Source organism: Rhodopseudomonas boonkerdii (assembly GCF_021184025.1).
In the GTDB taxonomy this organism is placed as follows: domain Bacteria; phylum Pseudomonadota; class Alphaproteobacteria; order Rhizobiales; family Xanthobacteraceae; genus Tardiphaga; species Tardiphaga boonkerdii.
This window is the reverse complement of the sequence record NZ_CP036537.1, coordinates 41,993-60,444: the sequence shown is the minus strand read 5'-3', so window position 1 is coordinate 60,444 and position 18,452 is coordinate 41,993. Positions and strand designations below refer to the sequence as shown.

The window sequence follows — 18,452 nt, the reverse complement described above, 5'->3', positions numbered from 1 at the left end:
CAATATTGTGACGTCATCAGTTTGTCGATGTCGGGCCGATCACGTTCGCGACGGCGCGGAAGATCTGGTCCTTGATTTCGGTCGCGGCCGGGCTCGGGATCGTTTCGGGTGGCTCGCTGCGCTTCGCGCAGCCGACCACGAGACGCTGGATCCAGATCTCGCCGTCGGTGAAGTACAGATCGCCGCCGCCATTACGGCCGGCGATAGTGGGACCGACACCGGTGACTTGATACTTGGCCTCCACCATACCTGCCTTTTCGAGATCGTCGGCGAGCAGCGCACGTTCGGCATCGACATCTGCGGCGATATGATGGGTGATGGCCCCGGTGTACTTGCTGATGCCGACGCTGCGATCGAAGGTGGCATCGCCGAGCCAAACCGGGCGATCCTCCTGCCCTTTCTCAAGCACCAGCCAGAGTCGCACGTGATGGCGACGATCGGGACTGGTGCCGGACGGTTTCTCGAAAGCGAGATCTTCGCGGCGGCCAAGATAGATCAGCGGTGACACCGGCGCGTTATGATAGGGGCGATCGAGCAGCACGCTGCCGATGATCTCGAGCGACGATTTCAGCGTCACCGGATCGGCCGGATACCAGCCTGCCGCATGCATAGCGCAGATGACGTCCTTCCTGTCGCCGATCAGGCCAATATTGATGGGATCGCCGGGAATGCCCTGCGGGGTCATGGTGGTCATCGGCATGCCGGCCAGCGATTGCTGGTGCTCATAGTGAGTCCAGAGTTCGGGCAACAGCAAATATGCGATGCCGCCATAGATGATCCCGGCAAGCAGCGTCAGCCGCAGCGCCCGATAGGTCCGGCTACGGCGCTGCTGCTCTGCTATGGGATGGCTGTCCGGCTGGTCCAAGATCTCGCCCATGGGGAATCGCCGGCGGACCCTGCCACGTCAGCGCCGTGATGTCATCGCCGGGCGATTGGATCATCGACGAGTTTCGCGGCAACCGGCGGCTTCGGCCTCTTCTTTAGAACAAAACCAGCGTGTGCCCTTGCTGACGCGCATCTTGATCTTGGCATACCAGCGGCTTTCCGGAGTGTGATAGATGCAGACGCCGGAGCGGTTGACATTTCCCTTGATCCGGCAGGCTGGCGAGGGCGGTGTGGCGCCAGATGCCGATGCAAGCAGGATCGGTAGCGTCTCGGGCGTCGGTTTGACTGCGCCGAGTGTCCCCGCTTTCTTATTGCGGACACGCCAGTCCCACGGCGCGACGAAGGCGCCGGTCCAAAGTCCGATCGGTGCTTCGCGAGCCGTTTTCTCGTCCGCATCATAGGCATGGGAGAAACGAACATAGGACAGCGCCCAGCCGTTCTTCACCAGCCATTGCGCGATGTCTTCACCGTCGGCCTCGCATTTGGCGATGGTGCGACCGAAACGATCGGTACGTTGCGGGCGGCAGGTCCAAATCTTGTCGCTCGCCCGCGCCACCAGCGCATCATGGGCGGCGACGCCGCAGTTCCAGCGTTCGCTATCAGTATTGAGACATAGCTGATCGAGCCCGGGAGCGTCGGATCCCGCGAGACGGATACGCGTGTTGCCGATGGTGACCTGATTGGCGTCGCGGATCTTCGGAACGCCGGTGACATCGGCGGCCTCAGCCAATGTCGGCAGGCTGAGAATGAGGAGGACGAAGCAGAACAGGCGGGACATGCGCATGAGGCCTTGAATTACAGGATCGTGACGACAATCGAAGAACAGTGCCGCCATTTCGTCGCGGATGCCAGAGCGCGATGGATAGATTGTCTCAACTCCGCGCGAGCGGAGACGATTGGCGGCTCTGTAGTACGGGCCGCGCCAGGGCAAGACCCATAAGTACGAAAGCCGAAGTGACTTCAGGTCCGCCAACCAGAATGCGGGTAGGTGTCTTCATCTTGTTCCATTCATAGGCCTTGAAAGGTCCCTTGCGGCCGCCTTCGCCATGGTTGCGAATGATGCATTGCAACGGCGGAACAAAGAGCGCGATGTCGCCGCCGAGATGGCCCAGCGTCATCAGTGCGAGGGCCGCGTCGAACACGTTCATCTCGCGGGCGATCATTTCCTCTGCGACATAAGCGAGAATGTGTGGCTTGATGAATTCGAATGTATTGTCGGGATCGAGCTTGCGTTGCGCATCGTCGGGCAGTGCGCGAAATGCCGCGTAGCAGCGGCCGAAATAAGCGCAGTAGAGCTCCGGCAGATAATAGATATGCGATTTCGGATCGGCGAAGGCGCCGGATTCGACGAGCCGTCGTTGAAAACCGATAATTCGCTGCACTGTTAACAGCCGCTTGGGTGTTTCCAGTATCTGCCAGCGGGTGCAGTTGCGGAACGAAACTTCGAGCACATCGAGATTGAGTGTGGGGTCCAGATCGTTGCCATAGGGGCGCTGGCCGTCGAGATTGTCGATCCAGGTGGCGATGGCGCCGTCATAATTGATGGTGTCGTTGATCGGCACCGTGACGAGCGGTTCGTTGCTGCCTTCGTTGACCTGATAACCCGCATAGAAGTCGAGCAGCGGTTGATCGAGAACAGGATCGTTCGAACCGGCCTGCGTTGCGGCAGAAAACGAGCAAGCCGTGGTGTCGCAGTCCGGCACATAGATGCCGAAGCCGAGATCCTGTTTGATCTGTGCGAAGAAACGACTGAAGCGTGGATGCGGGGGCGGCGCCAGTGCCGTGACCACATGGACCCTGCTGCCGTCATGCGCTTTCACCTCCTCGCGTGAAGTGACAAGGCAGAACTCGATCATCGCATCGATGGCGCAGCGCGATTTTGCGAGCTGATCGCGGGTTGATAGTCCGGTCTCGCCGAAAGCAAGCAGGGCCTCGGTGAAAAAGGCGTCGTAATAGGCGGAGCGATGGCGAATCTGCACCGGCTCCCACATCAGCTCGGCAATACCGGTCCAGGGCGGATTGATCAGTTTCGCCGCGGGCGAGCGGGCGATGAAGATGCGTGCGAGCGTAAACAGCAGGGTCGAGTTCTTGTAACCGCGGGCATTCAACCCGGTCAGCGCCATCAGGAACTCCCTGCCATGCATGTCGGGATCGCCGATCAGATTGAAGGCCGCATAGGTCGGGATGAAGCCATTTTTTTCAAAAGAGCCCAGCAGATGCTTGCCGCAACTGCGGATCACGTCGTCGATCTGATCGATCGGGGGTGCGCAACCGGCCGCCGGTACTTGAGGCGGAGCCGGATGCGTCAGGCTGACGGTATCAAGCAGCTCGGCCACTGGCCGACCGATTGCCGCCCAATCCGGCATGGCATCGTCCCGGGCAGCGATCAGAGCGTTCTGGAGGGCTTTGAAACGGTCGGGATCGCTCAATTCGGGCAGGCCGGTCCGTCGCAGCAATGACCGAAGTGCCGGGTTCCCGAGCGCCGTATTGTAGAATTTGACGATATGGGCGTCGCCGGTACCAGGATGGCGAAGAATGGGGTCGCACAGGTCATAGAGTGTCGGTCCGTTCTTCCGGGCAGTCAGCGTTTCGAAGGCGGCGCGAACCAACTGGGTCACAGTCATGGAGCATCTTTCGGTGCGACGTCTGCGCACGTCTTGAAATGGACCGCCGCCAAATGCGCCGAAATGTCTCCCGACACCTGCAAGCCCTTGAAATCCAGCATGAATTCGCAGGAACCGCAATTGTTGAAGACGCATGACGGTTCCGGTGCGTCGGTAACCCTGTCTTAAATGGAGCCCTTTACCCGTTGCCCGGTTGATCCTGACGGGTTAACAGCGGGTTCGTTGCGGTGCCGCAAGTTGAGCACATTTGCTCCTCATTGGTTCGGCATCCCATCAAACCTATCAGACGTCCGTACGACCAAATGGTTGCGCGTAGATGATGAGCAGGAAACGACGTTATGCACTTAGGGCAATTTCGCATCTCCCGTCGATCGATCACCATCACCGTGGCGTTTGCCGGTCTGGTCTCGCTCGCGCTCGGCGCTCATGCCGCGCTGAACAAGCATGTGATGGATTCCGCCCGCGCTGCCGTCGGTCTTGAGACGACGCAGAGCGTTGCGAACAGCTCGCGTCTGGCCCTGGTTATCGGCAACGGTCACTATCCGGATGCGGGCTCGCCGCTACAGCAGCCGATCAACGATGCACGCGCTGTCACACATGCGCTGCGTCAGGATGGTTTCGATGTCGATGTAATCGAAGATGCCACGCGCGATGACATGATCCGCGCCGTCGAGCGGTTGAAGAACAAGATCAAGCCCGACAGCACGGTGATGCTGTATTTCGGCGGTTACGGTGTGCAGGTCGGTCGCCAGAGCTACATGATCCCGGTCGATGCGGCGATCTGGCGCGAACGCGATGTGCGGCGTCAGGGGATGAGCGTCGAATCCGTACTCGATGTGATGAAGGAGCAAGGGGCACAGGCCAAGCTGGTGGTGCTCGATGCATCCCGCCGCAATCCCTACGAGCGCCGCTTCCGCGCCTATTCGCGCGGTCTCGCACCCATCGATCTGCCCGAGAAGGCATTGATCCTCACCTCGGCAACGCCGGGCAAGGTCGCTGACGATATCGAAGGCCAGAACAGCCTGCTTGCCACCGAACTGTTGAAGAACTTGAAGGCGAAGCCGGTCAGCGCCGAAGCCGCGTTCACGAATACCCGTACCGCTGTCACCCGCGCCTCGGACGGTGAGCAGGTGCCTGCCGTGTCGTCGTCGCTCATCGACGACGTTAAGTTCGGCGCCGCTGTGACGGCTCGCGCGGGCAGCTAAACTCCATCTGGGTGAACGTTATCGTCCCGCGCCGCGGACCGGATCATTTCCCTGCAGTCGCCGTCACTGGCCGTACCGGGTCGCCCTCGCGCAGCAGGGCGCCTGCGCGTGCGACGACGATATCGCCTTCATTGAGGCCTTCGCGGATTTCGACCTGTCCGCCGGACAACAGTCCGACCTCGACGCGCCGCGTTTCGATCCGGTGGCGACGCACCACCTGCACGACGGTACCGCCCGAGCTATAGAGGATCGCGGTAAGTGGCAGCGCGACGCCGCAGCTTTCCCCGGTCTTGATCATCGCGCGCGCGTAGGAGTTACTCATCAGCCGGCGCGGCGAGTTCAGCGCGATCACCACCTGACCGAGCTGGCTGTTCGGTTCCACCGACGGAGCGACGCGGCGGACTTTCGCATCGAGTTCACCGATGCCGATGACCTTGATCTTCGCGGTCTGATCGACCTTGAGCTTCGGTAGATCGCGGGTGGGCACCTGACCGATGAAGTCGAATTCGCTGCGCGAAATGATGTTGAACAGCGCTTCGCCGCGGGCTGAGGCCATGGTGCCCACCACGGCTGTCGATGAGCTGACGAGACCGGCGACAGTCGCCTGAAGCTGGACAGAACCGCCATCCGGTGAGGTCAACCTTGCAAGGATCTGGCCGGCGGTGACAGTCTCGCCGGCGTCGACCGTCACTTCGGCGACCTTCAGGCCGGGCCGGTCGGGCCGGATCGAGATTTCCTCGCGCGGCAGCAGCAGGCCTGCGACATCGACCGTATCGGCGAAACACTGCTTGGATGCTGCCAGCACGGTAACGGTGGCGCCCTTGGCGAGGTCGGTCTCGTCGGCGGCAAGGCACGGCGTCGCGAGTGAAAAGAGAGCTGTCGCGAGCAGGAGGCGCTTCAACATGACGCTGGTCCGTTGCGTGGAGGAGGTGCGCGACACGATCATCGGTCAACCTGTTCATGGCTGGTCGGCGGATGGCTGCGATCTTCCTCGCCGCTGGAAACCAGCAGTTTGCGGCCGAAGCGCCACGACAGGTTGCCGACATCATCCATCATCAGGAACATCGCGGGTACGAAGATCAGCGACAGCAGCGTGGAGAAGATCAGGCCGCCAATCACGGCGAGCGCCATCGGCGAGCGGAATTCGCCGCCTGCGCCCCAAGCCAGAGCCGAAGGCATCATACCTGCCGCCATGGCGATGGTAGTCATCACGATCGGCCGCGCACGCTTCATGCCGGCATCAATGATGGCGACATCGCGCGGCTTGCCCTCGCGAATCGACTCCACCGCGAATTCCACCAGCATGATTGCGTTCTTGGTGACGATGCCCATCAGCATCAGGATGCCGATCCAGACCGGCGTGGTCAGTTGCTTGCCGGTAACGAGGAGTGCCATGATCGCGCCGCCGATGGAGAGCGGCAATGAGAACAGGATGGTGATCGGTTGCAGGAAGGTGCCGAACAGCAGCACCAGCACCGCATAGACCATCATCAAGCCGGCTGAGATCGCGGTCGCAAAGCCGTCCGCGAGTTCGTTCAGGCTTTCGGCATCGCCGGATTGTTTGACGCTGACGTTCTTCGGCAGCGTCTTCATGACAGGCAGTTCGTAGATCTTCTTCAGGGCATCGCCGAGCGCTGCGGTTCCGACAAGATCGGCGGCGACGGTGGCCTGACGTTCACGATCGTAGCGATTGATGCTGGTCGGTCCTTGATCGAGCTTGATGTCGGCGACGACCGACAGCGGCACACCACCGCGCCCGCCGCCGATTGGCACGCGAAGTTGCTCCAGGACCTGGATGTCGGAACGTGCGCTGTCCTCGAGTTGCACGCGAATAGGCACAAGCCGATCGCCGGCATCGAACTTTGCCAATGCCGGACCGACGTCACCGATGGTGGCGACGCGGATGGTCTCGGAAAGCCCTTCGGTCGAAACACCAAGACGTGCTGCGAGGTCGGCGCGCGGCTGGACGCGCAGTTCAGGGCGGTCAAGCGAGGTTTCCGAGATCACATTGGCGATCAGCGGAATGCGCTTCATCTGGGTCGCGAGTTCGTTCGCAACGTTGCTGACGATATTGATGTCAGGTCCTGTTACGACCAGTGAGATGGCGCGCAGGCCATTCTCATCGAGGAACCAGTAGCGGATGTCAGGGACGCTTTGCAGTTCTTCGCCAATCGCGAGTTCGAGTTCGCGCTGCGAGATCTTGCGGTCGCCCTTTGGAGTATAGTTGATGATCAGCGAGGCACGGCGGACTTCGGAGATGCCGGGCGGCACGCGGCCGCCATCGACAAAGACGCTTTTGATCTCCGGCCGTTTGCGCAGCTGCTGGACGATCGCTTCCGTGGTCTTTTCCGTGAAAGCAAGCTGCGATCCGGGCGGTAGTTCCATTGCCAACAGCGAACGGGCTGTGTCTTGCGCCGGCAGGAAACCTTGCGGCAGCAGCTGGATGCTCAGGATCGACAATGCGAAGACGCCGATACCGAATAGCACGGTCAGATAATAGCGCTTCACCGAGAGGGTCACGAGCTTGTGGTAAAGCTGCAGAATGCGGCCAGGCGGTGGATCGTCGTGCTTGTGATCCTTCATGAAATAGGCCGCGAGCACAGGCGTGACGAAGCGTGCAGCAAGCAGCGAGAAGAACACCTGCACCGAAACGGTGATGCCGAACTGCTTGAAGAACTGGCCGGCGATGCCGGACATGAAGCTGGCGGGCGCGAAAATCGCGATAATGGTGAGACTGATGGCGATCACCGCGAGACCGATTTCGTCAGCGGCTTCCAGCGCAGCGCGATAGGGCGATTTGCCCATGCGCATGTGCCGCACGATGTTCTCGATCTCGACGATGGCGTCGTCAACGAGAATGCCGGTGGACAGCGTGATTGCCAGAAAACTCACGAGATTGAGCGAAAAGCCGAGCATGTCCATCACCCAGAATGCCGGGAAGATGGAGAGCGGCAGCGAGACCGCGGCGATCACGGTAGCGCGCAGATCGCGCAGGAACAGGAATACGACGATGACCGCCAGTGCCGCGCCCTCGAACAGGGTGCTCATGGCGGCGTCGTAATTGCCTTTGGTGAAATCCACTGACGTGTCGATCAATTTCAGATCGACATCCGGATAGGATTCTTTCAACGAGTCGATACGTTTCTGTACGGCTTCCGCGACCACCACGTCGCTGGCTCCCTTGGAGCGCTTAATGCCGAGCGCCACGACGGGTTCGCCATTGAGACGTGCGAAGGTGCGGCGATCGGCGATGGTGTCGGTCACGGTGCCGAGGTCTTCCAGCCGTACTTCGCCGCCGGAAGGCAGGCTGATCATAGTGCCCGCGAGTTCGTTCAGCGTCTTGGCGCCCGCAAGCGTGCGGATCGCCTGGTCATTCCTGCCGATTTCGGCGCGGCCGCCAGCGAGATCGACATTGGTGCCGCGCAGGCGGCGTGAGACGTCCACTGCGGTCAGGCCGGCAGCCTGCAGCCGATCAGGATCGAGCGAAACGAGGATTTCGCGCTCGACACCGCCGATGCGCTCGACCTGTGCCACGCCGCGAACGCCTTGTAGCGCGCGCTTCACGACGTCGTCGACGAACCAGGAGAGTTGTTCAGGCGTTTTGCCCGGCGAGATCGCGGCATAAGTGACGATCGGCAAGCCAATCACGTCCACTCGCTGGATCAGCGGTTCGTTGACGTTTTGCGGCAGGTTGGCGCGGACGCGGGTGACGGCGTCCTTCACGTCATTGAGTGCGCGGTCGGTGTTTGTCTCCAGAGCAAACTGGACGGTGGTGACCGATAGGCCGTCGGTGATCGAGGATGAAATATGCCGGACGCCTTCCACGCCGGAGACGCCGTCCTCGATCGTTTTAGTGACCTGCGCCTCGAGTTCCGCGGGCGCGGCGCCGAATTGCGCCACCGCGACGGAGATCACGGGAATGTCCGCACTCGGGAGTCGCGTGATCGCCAGTTTGGTGAAGCTCACCCAGCCCAGCAGCAGAAGGATGATCGAAAAGACGACAGAGGGAAGCGGATGACGGATCGACCATGCCGAGATATTCATTGCCATTTAGCGCACTCGCGAACGGTCGAGATCGTCGACGAAGATGGTCTGAACTCTGTCGCCGTCATGCAGCGATGTGCCGGCATCGGCGACGACGATGTCGCCGACCTCGACACCCTCGAGTATTTCGGTGGAACTGTCGGAGACCAGACCGACCTTCACGCGTCGCGTCTCGATCACATTGCCCTTCACCAGTTGCACGGTGAAGTGCTCGATGGCCGAGCGCGGAACGGCGACACCGCAGCTGCGGCGCGCATCGATATTGGCGCGCGCGAACATGCCGACCTTGATCGACGGATTGGGCGCGAGCGACAGTCGGACATGGCCAAGCTGCGTGGTGCGATCGATTTGCGGAGACACTACCCGCACCTTGCCGAACACGTCTGCATGGTCGTCTCGACTAATCCGCGCGGTGGCGCCGGGATTGAGCTTCAGGATGTGAATGCTTGGCACTTCGGCGTCGAGTTCAAGCTCATTGTTGATCGCGATCTTGAACATCGGCCCGGCCTGCGGCGATGCCGGCGCGCCGGCCTGGGTCTGCACCGTCGTCACGAGGCCAGCGGCGGGAGCGCGCAACGGTACCGCATTGGGGCGCGCGTTGCTGGCGGATGGCGGCGGAAGCAATCGTGCGAGCTCCTGGTTCTCGGTGACCATGTCTCCTTCCTTAACCAGAACTTCAGAGACGCGAGAGCCTTCGGTATCGACGCCAACCTGCGCTTCGCGTCGCGGCACGACGAAACCGGTGACTCGCACCTGATCGGAGAAACAGGCATTGGTCGCCTTGGCGACGGTCACGACCGCGCCGTTGGGCGATCCGCCCGGAGCGGGATCGGCGGCGACGGCTGCCGTCGCCAACGACAGGATAGCAAGGGCCGGGGCGGTGCGGGCAGAGGCCTTCATTGTCGAATAGGTCCACTTGGCAGGGCGGACACCGGTCAATGCGCGGTGCCTCGGCAGGGTGGGGGCGATCCTATACGGGATGTGTATGATCGCCAAAAGCAAACAGCGCTCCGTGAGGCCGGAACGCTGTCATGCGTCAATCCGCAGCGGTGATGTGTACCTCAGCGCATTACTGTGACGAGGCGGTTGCTTTATTGGCCATATTCACGACCTGAACGCGGCGGTTGGTCGGGTCGGTCGGCGCAAGACCGCTCTTCGGCTTGGTCTTGCCATAGCCGACTGTCACGAGATCGGCGCCGGCGATGCCGAAGCGCTCGATCAGATAGCGCTTGATCGAATCTGCACGGCGCTCCGACAGGTCCTGATTGTACTCTTCGCCGCCGACGGCGTCGGTGTGACCGGCGACCACGAAGGTCGAGCCCTTGAGGTCGGGGCTGCTCAACGCTTTGCCAAGCGCCAGTACCGACGACATTGAGCGCTTGCTGATATTCGCCGAGTTGTAGTCAAAATTGATCTCCAGATCGATCGCCGGCTTGGTCTGCGCGATGGTAGCGATCTGTTCGCGCTCGCCCATCGACAACGAGCGGGTACTGCGGTTGCGAATCGAATCCATGAACTTGCCTTCGGCAGCATTGATAGCTGGCTCGGTCGGAGGAGTCATCGAGAGGCCTCGGGTGAGCGGCTTCTTCGGCGCCAGCGCGCGGAGAATCTGATCGGATGTGATGTCATCGGCCGCGACTACCGTGCCGGCAGTAAAGGTGATGGTAGCGCCTGCGATGAAGGCCGCGCGGATGACATTGACGCTAAAGCGTGTGGACGATCTCGACATGACAGCATCTCTCTTTTCGATCGCGCAACAGGCGCGAGGCTCACTCCGAAGTCGTTTCCCGGCCGTCTGACAAGGTCGGCGTCCGGCTTGTTGTTCAGTAGTGTCCGTCTGCGCTACGTTGGTTCAAGCCCATTTTGGCAAAATTGTGTGTCGCCTTGCCGGGGTCTCAGCGCACGCCGTAGGCGGCAAATTCCTTCACGATATCGGGGTCCATTGCCTTGGCATTGTTAATGTCGAGTTCGCCTTCGGCGGTCTGGCCGAGGCGCTGCTTGGCAAGGCCGCGCCCATAGAGCGAGGACGTCAGTTGTGGGTTGATCTTCAGGGCTGCATCGAAATCGGTAACGGCATTCTTGCTCTGGCCGTTCTTGAGATTGACCAGGCCGCGACTATCCAGCGCATCGACGAAATTCGGCCGCAACCGCAGCGCTTCGTTGCAGTCCTTGAGCGCGCCGGCAAGATCGTTGGTCACGGCACGGACCCAGCACCGGTTGTTATAGGCTTCGACGTCCTTGGGGCTGAGTCTGATGGTTGCGTCGAAGTCCTTCAGAGCGGCGGAATAAGCACCTTTGCTGGCATACACCTGGCCGCGCCTATAAAGCGCGCCGACATCTTCAGTGTTTTCGGCGATCTTGCTGTTCAGAGATTTTACCGTCGGATCGTCGGCCAGCGTCAGCAGGATCTTGTTTTCATCGCGTGGTGCGTCGGCGGCCGGTGGCGCTGCGGGCGCGGTCGCCGGAGGCGGCGCTGGAGCTGGCGCGGCCGGCTGAGGGGTGGGAGTGACGGCAGCCTGTTTGGCGGGCGCAGGTGCGACAGGCGCGGGACGCGGCGATACGGTTGGCGCCGGGGTTGGCTCAGTCGCTGGCGCAGTGGTAACGGCCGCGGATGAGGGACGCGCACCTGGGATGAAGGCGAAATCTTCTGCCAGCGACGACGATATCCACGGCACTTGCTCGCTGCGCGAGGCGCGCGTAACGTTAACGCGGGTGCGGTTCAGGGTCTGTTCGGCCGTAATGTCCGGGACCTTGATCTCTCTGAGCAGTTCGGTTGCGAACAGGCTGCGATCGGAGCCGGCCTCGCTCACCACAGAGCTGAGGGCGGCGGAATACATCACCAGCGTGTTGCTGGGTGCGATCACCGGCGCGAGGCCGGCGGAGAAGCTGCGGAACCGCCGCTCGAATGGGTTGCGGCGCGATGCGTCCAGCAAGGCGATCTTCACCCCGGCGCCGCGGCCGTTAAGTTCGTTGAGCGTCGTCTCGAGGCTGAAGCCGTCGCGGCGGACGTCGGCTTCGGTCCAGATCTGCGCATCGACCGGGATCATATAGCTCTGGCGCGACGACTGGATGCCGTAACCGCTGAAGAACACCAATGCCACCGTGCCCGGCGTCACCTTGCCATAGAGTTTTTCCAACGCGCGGCGCATGCCATCGCCGCTGAGATTCTCGCCGGTCTCGACTTCGAAGCCGGCACGTTTCAGCTCGGCCGCAATGTCGCGGGCATCGTTGATCGGTTCCTTGAGGGGGGCTTCGGCGTCCGGATACTTGGCATTGCCGATCACCAGAGCGATCCGCGGAACGCGGTCCTCGGCAGCGGTGGCGTGCCTGACGGGAGCGGTGGAGAGCGCCAGCAAAGCGATCAGCGCAATTCGAATCTTCATAGTGAGCCGGTCCAATACAAAAGACGCGGCAACGACCCCGCGCCGCGGCGACCTTAGTCCACGCAATATGTATTATCAAACCATCCGTGTTGTGGCCGTCAGCGCATTGCTTTTCTTTATGCAGTATCGCGTTTCATCGTGTTCGGCTTCTCACGAAGGCGGACGTTCCGAAGGCTGGAACGGTTTGATTTTTGCGCATGAAACTGGCTTGGTGGCTGCAACAACAGAAGCGCGGGATGACGCTCCATGAAGCCGACCTATGAAATCTTTGCTATCCGCTACGCCACAATGACACCGCGGACGCCGGCGATGAACTACCTGTCGCCCGATCCGCATGAGGCCACGGCGGCCGATCTCGACTACTTCGTCTGGCTCGTCCGTGGTGGCGGGCGGGATATTCTCGTCGATACCGGTTTCAACGAAGTTGCGGCCAAAGAGCGCAATCGTGCGCTGGCGATCAATCCGGTCGATGCGCTGACGCAATTCGGTGTGAACGCGGCGGTGATTCGCGACGTTGTCGTCACCCATCTGCATTATGACCATGCGGGGAATCTCGATCGGTTTCCAAACGCGCGCTTTCATTTGCAGGATCGCGAGATAGCCTATGCCACGGGTCGTTGCATGTGCAACGGCCTGCTCCGGCATCCGTTTTCGGCCGAGGATGTCACCTTGATGGTCCGCCACGTTTATAGTGAGCGTGTCACCTTCCATAATGGCGAGGGCGAGGTCGCTCCCGGCATCACCCTGCATCGCGTCGGCGGCCATTCCGATGGCTTGCAGGTCGTGCGTGTGGAGACCGAACGCGGCCCGGTGGTGTTGGCCTCGGACGCAGCGCACTACTATGGCAATCTGCATCGCCGCAGTCCGTTTCCGATTGTCTACAATATTGGTGACATGGTCGATGGCTGGCGGACCTGCGAGCGTCTCGCCGGCCATCCCGATCGCATCATCCCCGGTCACGATCCGCTTGTGCGCGAACTCTATCCGCGTGTGGATGGCACGGCAGATGCCTATGCCGTGCATCGGCCGCCATCGCGCTCCTTCGTCGAAAGGTGAGGAGTATGCGCAGGATCGGTTGAGTGCAAGCGCAGTAAGCCGTCCTGCGGTCTACGATCGCAGCACCTTGAGTGGCAGCTTGCTGGTTTCTTTCAACCGATCCAACACGATCGACGAGCGTACATGCGCGACGCTCTGATGGGGCATCAGCACGTCATTGACGAGATTGGATAGCCCTTTGAGGTCACGCAAGATTGCCTTCAGCACATAATCGGCATCGCCGGTGAGCGAATAGGCTTCCTGGATTTCGTCCACGCGCTGCACCAGCGTGCGAAATTTCTTCGCATTGTCAGGCGAGTGGGTCGCGAGCGTGACCTGGATGAAGGCGACCACACCGAAGCCGAGCGCTTCCGGCGCGAGATCAGCATGATAGCCCGAGATCACCTTCTCATCTTCGAGACGCATCCGGCGCCGTGAGCATTGCGAGGCGGACAGGCCGACATTATCGGCGAGTTGCTGATTGGTCAGCCGACCATCGTCCTGCAGCGCGGCCAACATCTTCAGATCGAACGAATCTACCTCGGTCATGCGAGTTTCGCTCCTTTTACGCACAGATCGTGCATGATCGTGGCACTTCGCAATCGAGATTGCACGCACTTTGCATGCCGGACGTTCCAGACTTCCCTCAAGCAACATATGCCCGCAGCAGGCCAGGGAGAACGAAGATGGGTCCGTTTCCGCACGACGCACCAGCCGCCACGATTTCGGCCGACAATCCGATGGGCACCGACGGCTTCGAATTCGTCGAATACGCCCATCCCAATCCCGAAGAGCTGCACGTGCTGTTCAAGCTGATGGGTTACACGCCGGTTGCGAGGCACAGGACGAAAAAGATCACGGTCTATCGCCAGGGCGATATCAACTATCTCGTAAACGAAGAGCCGGGTACCCATGGTTTCCAGTTCGTCGCCGCACATGGTCCCTGTGCGCCCTCCATGGCCTTTCGCGTTGTCGATGCAGACAAGGCCTATAAGCGCGCTATCGCTCTCGGTGCCGAGCCAGCCGACGTGAGCTTGGTTGAAAAGACCCTCGACGTCCCTGCCATCAAGGGTATTGGCGGTAGTCTGCTCTATTTTGTCGAGCGCTACGGGACCAAGGGCTCTGCCTATGACCTTGAATTCGAATGGCTCGGCACCAAGAATCCGCGCCCTGTCGGCGCCGGCCTGTTCTATCTCGATCACCTCACCCACAACGTCCATCGCGGCCGCATGGATGTGTGGACGGGCTTCTACGAGAAGCTGTTCAATTTCCGCCAGATACGCTTCTTCGACATTGAGGGTCGCGCCTCCGGCCTGTTTTCACGGGCATTGACTAGCCCGGACGGCAAGATTCGCATTCCGATCAACGAGGATGCCGGCGATAGCGGCCAGATCGAAGAATATCTCAACACCTATCGCGGCGAAGGCATCCAGCACATCGCCTGCGGCGTGAAGGATATTTACGCCACCATCGAACGCCTGCGCACCGACGGCCTGCCTTTCATGCCGTCGCCGCCGGATACCTATTTCGAGAAGATCGATACGCGCCTGCCCAAGCATGGCGAGGATGTGCCGCGCCTGCAGAAGAACGGCATCCTTATCGATGGCGAAGGCGTGGTCCACGGCGGCGAGACCAAGGTGCTGCTGCAGATCTTCTCCGCCAACGCCATCGGTCCGATCTTCTTCGAATTCATCCAGAGGAAGGGCGACGATGGTTTCGGTGAAGGCAACTTCAAGGCCCTGTTCGAGTCCATCGAGGAGGACCAGATTCGGCGTGGCGTGCTGCACGTGAGCGACAAGAGTGCGGCGTAGAGTTACGCCGCCTTCCTTGCATCCACCCTTGCATAGACGGCGCGTTCGAAATCCGAGAATACCTGAAGACAGGCGCGGTCCGCAAAGGGCAACACCTGCATCAGGATCACGCCGGTGACATCGCGCACCGGGTCGATCCAATAATAGGTGTTGGCGAGGCCCGCCCATGCCAGGCTGCCGGCGCTGCGGCCTTCGGGCGTCGGGGCCACGTTGATCACGAAGCTGAGGCCGTGTTTCTTCTCGATCCCCGGGCAGAGTTCAGCGTCGTTGGTGACGGCAGGCAGTGCTGACAGCATCGGTGTGACATGCAGGTCACCGATATGATTCTCGCTCATCAGGGCGACGGTTTCCGGTTGCAGCAAGCGGTTGCCGTTAAAAATGCCTTTGCCCAGCATCATCCGCGTGAATTTGATGTAGTCTGGTGCGGTGCCATACAGGCCGCCGCCGCCGGCGAAGAATTCCGGATCCTGCTTGATTTCGAAATCGATAGGCAATAGCGAGCCGTCGGCATTGCGCCGGTGCACTTTCACCAGCCTCTGGCGTTGCGCATCGCCAATCCTGAATGCCGTGTCGGACATCCCAAGCGGATCGAGGATGTGCTCGCGAAAATACAGGTCCAGCCTTTGTCCGCTCGCCGCTTCCACGGCCTTGCCGACGAAGTCGATATTGGTGCCGTATTCCCAGCGTGTGCCGGGATCGGTCATGATCGGCACCCGCATCGCGGCATTGAGGCCGGTTCGGAAGACAGGCGTGCCGGTCTTTTCCAACCAGCGTCCCATATCGGCATTCATCATGTCGTAGCAGAAGCCGGCAGTATGGGTAAGAAGCTGCCTGAGCGTGATCGGGCGCCGGGCCGGCCGCAACAGTGGTTCGCCATCGGCATCAAACCCATCCAGTACCTGAATGGCAGAGAGGTCGGGCAGCACCTCGCCGATCGGCGCATCCAGTGACAGCTTGCCGCGCTCAACCAGCTGCATCGCCGCCGCCCCGGTGATTGCCTTGGTCATTGAGGCTATCCAGAACACGCTGTCGGTGGTCATCGCGGCATCCTTGCTGATGTCGCGTTTGCCGAAGGCGCCCTGATAGATCACCTCATCGCCGGTTGCGGCCATCACGACTGCTCCAGGAATGACGCCGCTGTCACAGGCCTGCTGCATGATCCGGTCGATATCGGTACTGGACGGCATGGATGTCCTCCCCAAGGAACGTTCATGAGGAACGTTGAAGTGTTATTTTGGATCATGCTACCGGCTTTCCGGCGCATTGCGAAAGCGGGTGATCGCCAGGAAGTGATTAAAAGGTGCTGGTTTTGGCGCTTCGTCACACCCATTTGGCTTTATGTGACGATCACACGATCCCCGCCGGAACAAAATCGGCGCAACCATGTTCAAAATTCGATCTGAACGTGAAAGCGCCTTCCGACACTAACGAGTAGCGCCGAGCTGCGGAGTACGACGTATGATTGCGAACTGGACCGAATGGAAGCGCTATCCCCGCGCGTCGCGTGGCGAGATCATCGAAGCTCCGATCGGTGCGGGCCTCTTCGAGGTCAGGGTCGCTCAAACGGGAGCGCTGTTTGCTTTCGAAGCCACCGACAATCTGGCGCAAGCGCTGGCGAAAATTTCGGCGCCGTCCAAATCATTCATTTCCTGGTTCGGCCGCCGCGATGCAGCGATGCTGCCGGATCTCGAATATCGGACTTTCCCGACTTCCAGCCGCGCGACAGCGAAGATTGCTTTCGAGCGGATGGTTGATCGGCGCGAAGCCTATATGCGCGGCGCAGCCTGATCGCAGACGGCCCGGGGCGCGATAGCTGCCATTCGCCGCGCGATGGTAATCGGGCCTGTACTCCGGCATTATTCCGCGGCTATACGTCCGCGAGATTTTCTGCAGGAGAATAGCCCATGTCACCCGCCACTTCCTCGCTTGCCACCCGCCTGAAGGACCCCTCGCTGCTGCGCGACAAGTGCTACATCGACGGCGCCTGGGTCGGCACCGGCGAGACCGTGGTCACCAATCCGGTCAACATGTCCGAGATTGCCAAGGTGCCGAACATGGGCGCCAAGGAAACGACGCAAGCCGTCGAAGCGGCTGAGAAGGCTTTTCCGGCCTGGGCGAAGTTCACCGCCAAGCAGCGCTCCAACATCCTGCGCAAGTGGTTCGAACTGATCATCGCCAACCGCGAAGATCTCGCGCTGATCCTGACCTCGGAGCAGGGCAAGCCATTGGCCGAGGCTCTTGGCGAAGTCGATATCGGCGCGGCCTATATTGAATTTTTCGCCGAGGAAGCCCGCCGCGTTTACGGCGAAACCATCCCGACCCAGCGCGCCGATGCGCGGTTGCTTGCGATCAAGCAGCCGATCGGTGTGTGCGGCGCCATCACGCCCTGGAATTTCCCGAACTCGATGATCACCCGCAAGGTGTCGCCAGCGCTTGCTGCCGGCTGCACCGTGGTGCTCAAGCCGGCCAACGAGACTCCGCTGTCGGCGTTGGCGCTGGCTGAGCTCGCCGAGCGGGCGGGCGTGCCCAAGGGCGTGCTCAACATTATCACCGGCAAGGCGTCGGAAATCGGCCTCGTCCTGTGCGAGCATCCGGCGGTGCGCTTCGTCGGTTTCACCGGATCGACCGAAGTCGGCAAGATTCTCTACAAGCAAGCCTCGGTCGGCGTGAAGAAGCTCGGCCTCGAACTCGGCGGCAACGCGCCCTTCGTGGTCTTCGACGACGCCGATATCGATGCGGCCGTCGAAGGCGCGATCGTCTCGAAGTACCGCAACATGGGGCAGACCTGCGTTTGCGCAAATCGCCTCTATGCCCAGGATGGCATCTACGACCAGTTCGTCGAGAAGTTGTCGAAGAAGGTCGCCGCGATGAAGATCGGCGACGGCACCGAGCAGGGTGTTACCCAGGGGCCGCTGATCAACATGGAGTCGGTGGAGAAGGTCGAGCGCCATATCGCCGATGCGGTAAAGGGCGGCGCCAAGATCGTGACCGGCGGTAAGCGCCATGCGCTAGGCGGCACATTCTTCGAGCCGACCGTGCTCGCCAATGTAAAGCCGGATGCGATCGTCGCGCAGGAAGAAACCTTCGGTCCGCTGGCGCCGGTGTTTCGTTTCAAGGACGAAGCCGACGTCATCGCCATGTGCAACGCCTCGCCTTTCGGTCTGGCATCCTACTTCTACTCGCGGGATCTCGGCCGCGTCTGGCGCGTTGCTGAAGCGCTGGAATCAGGCATGGTGGGCGTCAATACCGGCCTGATCACGACGGAAGTCGCGCCGTTCGGCGGCGTGAAGGAGTCGGGCCTCGGCCGCGAAGGCTCCCGTCACGGCATGGAAGAATATGTCGAGATCAAATACATCATGATGTCGGGGATCTAACGTTCCTGCCTTCGGCATCAGGAATGCACGAGATGTCCGGCTTGGTGCCGGGCATCGCGCTGACTGTTAACACCGCACACCACGATCGTCC

General features: G+C 61.0%; 15 protein-coding genes. 5 read left to right on the top strand and 10 right to left on the bottom strand.

Going from position 1 to position 18,452, the window contains the following annotated elements:
* Nucleotides 1-16: 16 nt before the first annotated feature.
* From E0H22_RS00270 to E0H22_RS00260, 3 genes are all read right to left on the bottom strand, one after another.
* Nucleotides 17-877, bottom strand: coding sequence for an LssY C-terminal domain-containing protein (locus E0H22_RS00270; protein ID WP_233023792.1), 861 nt, complete (start codon nt 875-877; stop codon nt 17-19).
* 60 nt (nt 878-937) lie between these two features.
* Nucleotides 938-1,663, bottom strand: a complete 726-nt coding sequence (locus tag E0H22_RS00265) for a thermonuclease family protein (RefSeq protein ID WP_233026568.1) — start codon at nt 1,661-1,663, stop codon at nt 938-940.
* A 94-nt stretch (nt 1,664-1,757) separates the two neighbouring features.
* Nucleotides 1,758-3,509, bottom strand: a complete 1,752-nt coding sequence (locus tag E0H22_RS00260) for a hypothetical protein (RefSeq protein ID WP_233023791.1) — start codon at nt 3,507-3,509, stop codon at nt 1,758-1,760.
* 338 nt (nt 3,510-3,847) lie between these two features.
* Here E0H22_RS00260 and E0H22_RS00255 point away from each other — a divergent pair, with 338 nt between their 5' ends.
* Entirely contained in the window at nt 3,848-4,714 is an 867-nt protein-coding gene (locus tag E0H22_RS00255; RefSeq protein WP_233023790.1) for a caspase family protein, read from the top strand.
* A 43-nt stretch (nt 4,715-4,757) separates the two neighbouring features.
* Here E0H22_RS00255 and E0H22_RS00250 read toward each other — a convergent pair whose 3' ends face one another.
* The 5 genes from E0H22_RS00250 to E0H22_RS00230 all read right to left on the bottom strand — a co-directional run bounded on the left by E0H22_RS00250 (nt 4,758) and on the right by E0H22_RS00230 (nt 12,141).
* A complete protein-coding gene (locus E0H22_RS00250) occupies nt 4,758-5,618 on the bottom strand; it encodes an efflux RND transporter periplasmic adaptor subunit (RefSeq protein ID WP_233023789.1) in 861 nt (286 codons plus the stop codon).
* A 38-nt stretch (nt 5,619-5,656) separates the two neighbouring features.
* Nucleotides 5,657-8,764, bottom strand: coding sequence for an efflux RND transporter permease subunit (locus tag E0H22_RS00245; protein WP_233023788.1), 3,108 nt, complete (start codon nt 8,762-8,764; stop codon nt 5,657-5,659).
* A complete protein-coding gene (locus E0H22_RS00240; RefSeq protein WP_233023787.1) occupies nt 8,765-9,658 on the bottom strand; it encodes an efflux RND transporter periplasmic adaptor subunit in 894 nt (297 codons plus the stop codon).
* Between the two features lie 169 nt (nt 9,659-9,827).
* A complete protein-coding gene (locus tag E0H22_RS00235; protein ID WP_233023786.1) occupies nt 9,828-10,487 on the bottom strand; it encodes an OmpA family protein in 660 nt (219 codons plus the stop codon).
* A gap of 166 nt (nt 10,488-10,653) precedes the next feature.
* Entirely contained in the window at nt 10,654-12,141 is a 1,488-nt protein-coding gene (locus tag E0H22_RS00230; protein ID WP_233023785.1) for a caspase family protein, read from the bottom strand.
* A gap of 246 nt (nt 12,142-12,387) precedes the next feature.
* On the opposite strand from E0H22_RS00230, the gene E0H22_RS00225 reads away from it, so the two are divergent.
* Nucleotides 12,388-13,197, top strand: a complete 810-nt coding sequence (locus E0H22_RS00225; RefSeq protein ID WP_233023784.1) for an N-acyl homoserine lactonase family protein — start codon at nt 12,388-12,390, stop codon at nt 13,195-13,197.
* Between the two features lie 51 nt (nt 13,198-13,248).
* On the opposite strand, the gene E0H22_RS00220 is transcribed toward E0H22_RS00225, so the two are convergent.
* Nucleotides 13,249-13,725, bottom strand: coding sequence for an Lrp/AsnC family transcriptional regulator (locus E0H22_RS00220; protein ID WP_233023783.1), 477 nt, complete (start codon nt 13,723-13,725; stop codon nt 13,249-13,251).
* Nucleotides 13,726-13,862: 137 nt separating this feature from the next.
* Between E0H22_RS00220 and hppD the strand changes: the two genes are divergently transcribed.
* Nucleotides 13,863-14,987: a 4-hydroxyphenylpyruvate dioxygenase gene (hppD, locus tag E0H22_RS00215; protein WP_233023782.1), complete on the top strand. Its 1,125-nt coding sequence runs from the start codon at nt 13,863-13,865 to the stop codon at nt 14,985-14,987.
* A gap of 2 nt (nt 14,988-14,989) precedes the next feature.
* Here the strand turns inward: hppD and E0H22_RS00210 are convergent, their stop codons facing one another.
* Nucleotides 14,990-16,174: a serine hydrolase domain-containing protein gene (locus tag E0H22_RS00210; protein WP_233023781.1), complete on the bottom strand. Its 1,185-nt coding sequence runs from the start codon at nt 16,172-16,174 to the stop codon at nt 14,990-14,992.
* Nucleotides 16,175-16,445: 271 nt separating this feature from the next.
* Between E0H22_RS00210 and E0H22_RS00205 the strand changes: the two genes are divergently transcribed.
* Both E0H22_RS00205 and E0H22_RS00200 read left to right on the top strand, forming a co-directional pair.
* Nucleotides 16,446-16,775, top strand: a complete 330-nt coding sequence (locus tag E0H22_RS00205) for a hypothetical protein (RefSeq protein WP_233023780.1) — start codon at nt 16,446-16,448, stop codon at nt 16,773-16,775.
* 116 nt (nt 16,776-16,891) lie between these two features.
* Nucleotides 16,892-18,361: an NAD-dependent succinate-semialdehyde dehydrogenase gene (locus E0H22_RS00200; RefSeq protein ID WP_233023779.1), complete on the top strand. Its 1,470-nt coding sequence runs from the start codon at nt 16,892-16,894 to the stop codon at nt 18,359-18,361.
* Nucleotides 18,362-18,452: the final 91 nt, after the last annotated feature.

Excerpts from the sequence above, each read along its gene's own strand:
- E0H22_RS00270 (WP_233023792.1), bottom strand. The coding sequence starts at position 877 with ATGGGCGAGATCTTGGACCAGCCGGACAGCCATCCCATAGCAGAGCAG.
- E0H22_RS00265 (WP_233026568.1), bottom strand. The coding sequence starts at position 1,663 with ATGTCCCGCCTGTTCTGCTTCGTCCTCCTCATTCTCAGCCTGCCGACA.
- E0H22_RS00260 (WP_233023791.1), bottom strand. The coding sequence starts at position 3,509 with ATGACTGTGACCCAGTTGGTTCGCGCCGCCTTCGAAACGCTGACTGCC.
- E0H22_RS00255 (WP_233023790.1), top strand. The coding sequence starts at position 3,848 with ATGCACTTAGGGCAATTTCGCATCTCCCGTCGATCGATCACCATCACC.
- E0H22_RS00250 (WP_233023789.1), bottom strand. The coding sequence starts at position 5,618 with ATGTTGAAGCGCCTCCTGCTCGCGACAGCTCTCTTTTCACTCGCGACG.
- E0H22_RS00245 (WP_233023788.1), bottom strand. The coding sequence starts at position 8,764 with ATGGCAATGAATATCTCGGCATGGTCGATCCGTCATCCGCTTCCCTCT.
- E0H22_RS00240 (WP_233023787.1), bottom strand. The coding sequence starts at position 9,658 with ATGAAGGCCTCTGCCCGCACCGCCCCGGCCCTTGCTATCCTGTCGTTG.
- E0H22_RS00235 (WP_233023786.1), bottom strand. The coding sequence starts at position 10,487 with ATGTCGAGATCGTCCACACGCTTTAGCGTCAATGTCATCCGCGCGGCC.
- E0H22_RS00230 (WP_233023785.1), bottom strand. The coding sequence starts at position 12,141 with ATGAAGATTCGAATTGCGCTGATCGCTTTGCTGGCGCTCTCCACCGCT.
- E0H22_RS00225 (WP_233023784.1), top strand. The coding sequence starts at position 12,388 with ATGAAGCCGACCTATGAAATCTTTGCTATCCGCTACGCCACAATGACA.
- E0H22_RS00220 (WP_233023783.1), bottom strand. The coding sequence starts at position 13,725 with ATGACCGAGGTAGATTCGTTCGATCTGAAGATGTTGGCCGCGCTGCAG.
- hppD (WP_233023782.1), top strand. The coding sequence starts at position 13,863 with ATGGGTCCGTTTCCGCACGACGCACCAGCCGCCACGATTTCGGCCGAC.
- E0H22_RS00210 (WP_233023781.1), bottom strand. The coding sequence starts at position 16,174 with ATGCCGTCCAGTACCGATATCGACCGGATCATGCAGCAGGCCTGTGAC.
- E0H22_RS00205 (WP_233023780.1), top strand. The coding sequence starts at position 16,446 with ATGATTGCGAACTGGACCGAATGGAAGCGCTATCCCCGCGCGTCGCGT.
- E0H22_RS00200 (WP_233023779.1), top strand. The coding sequence starts at position 16,892 with ATGTCACCCGCCACTTCCTCGCTTGCCACCCGCCTGAAGGACCCCTCG.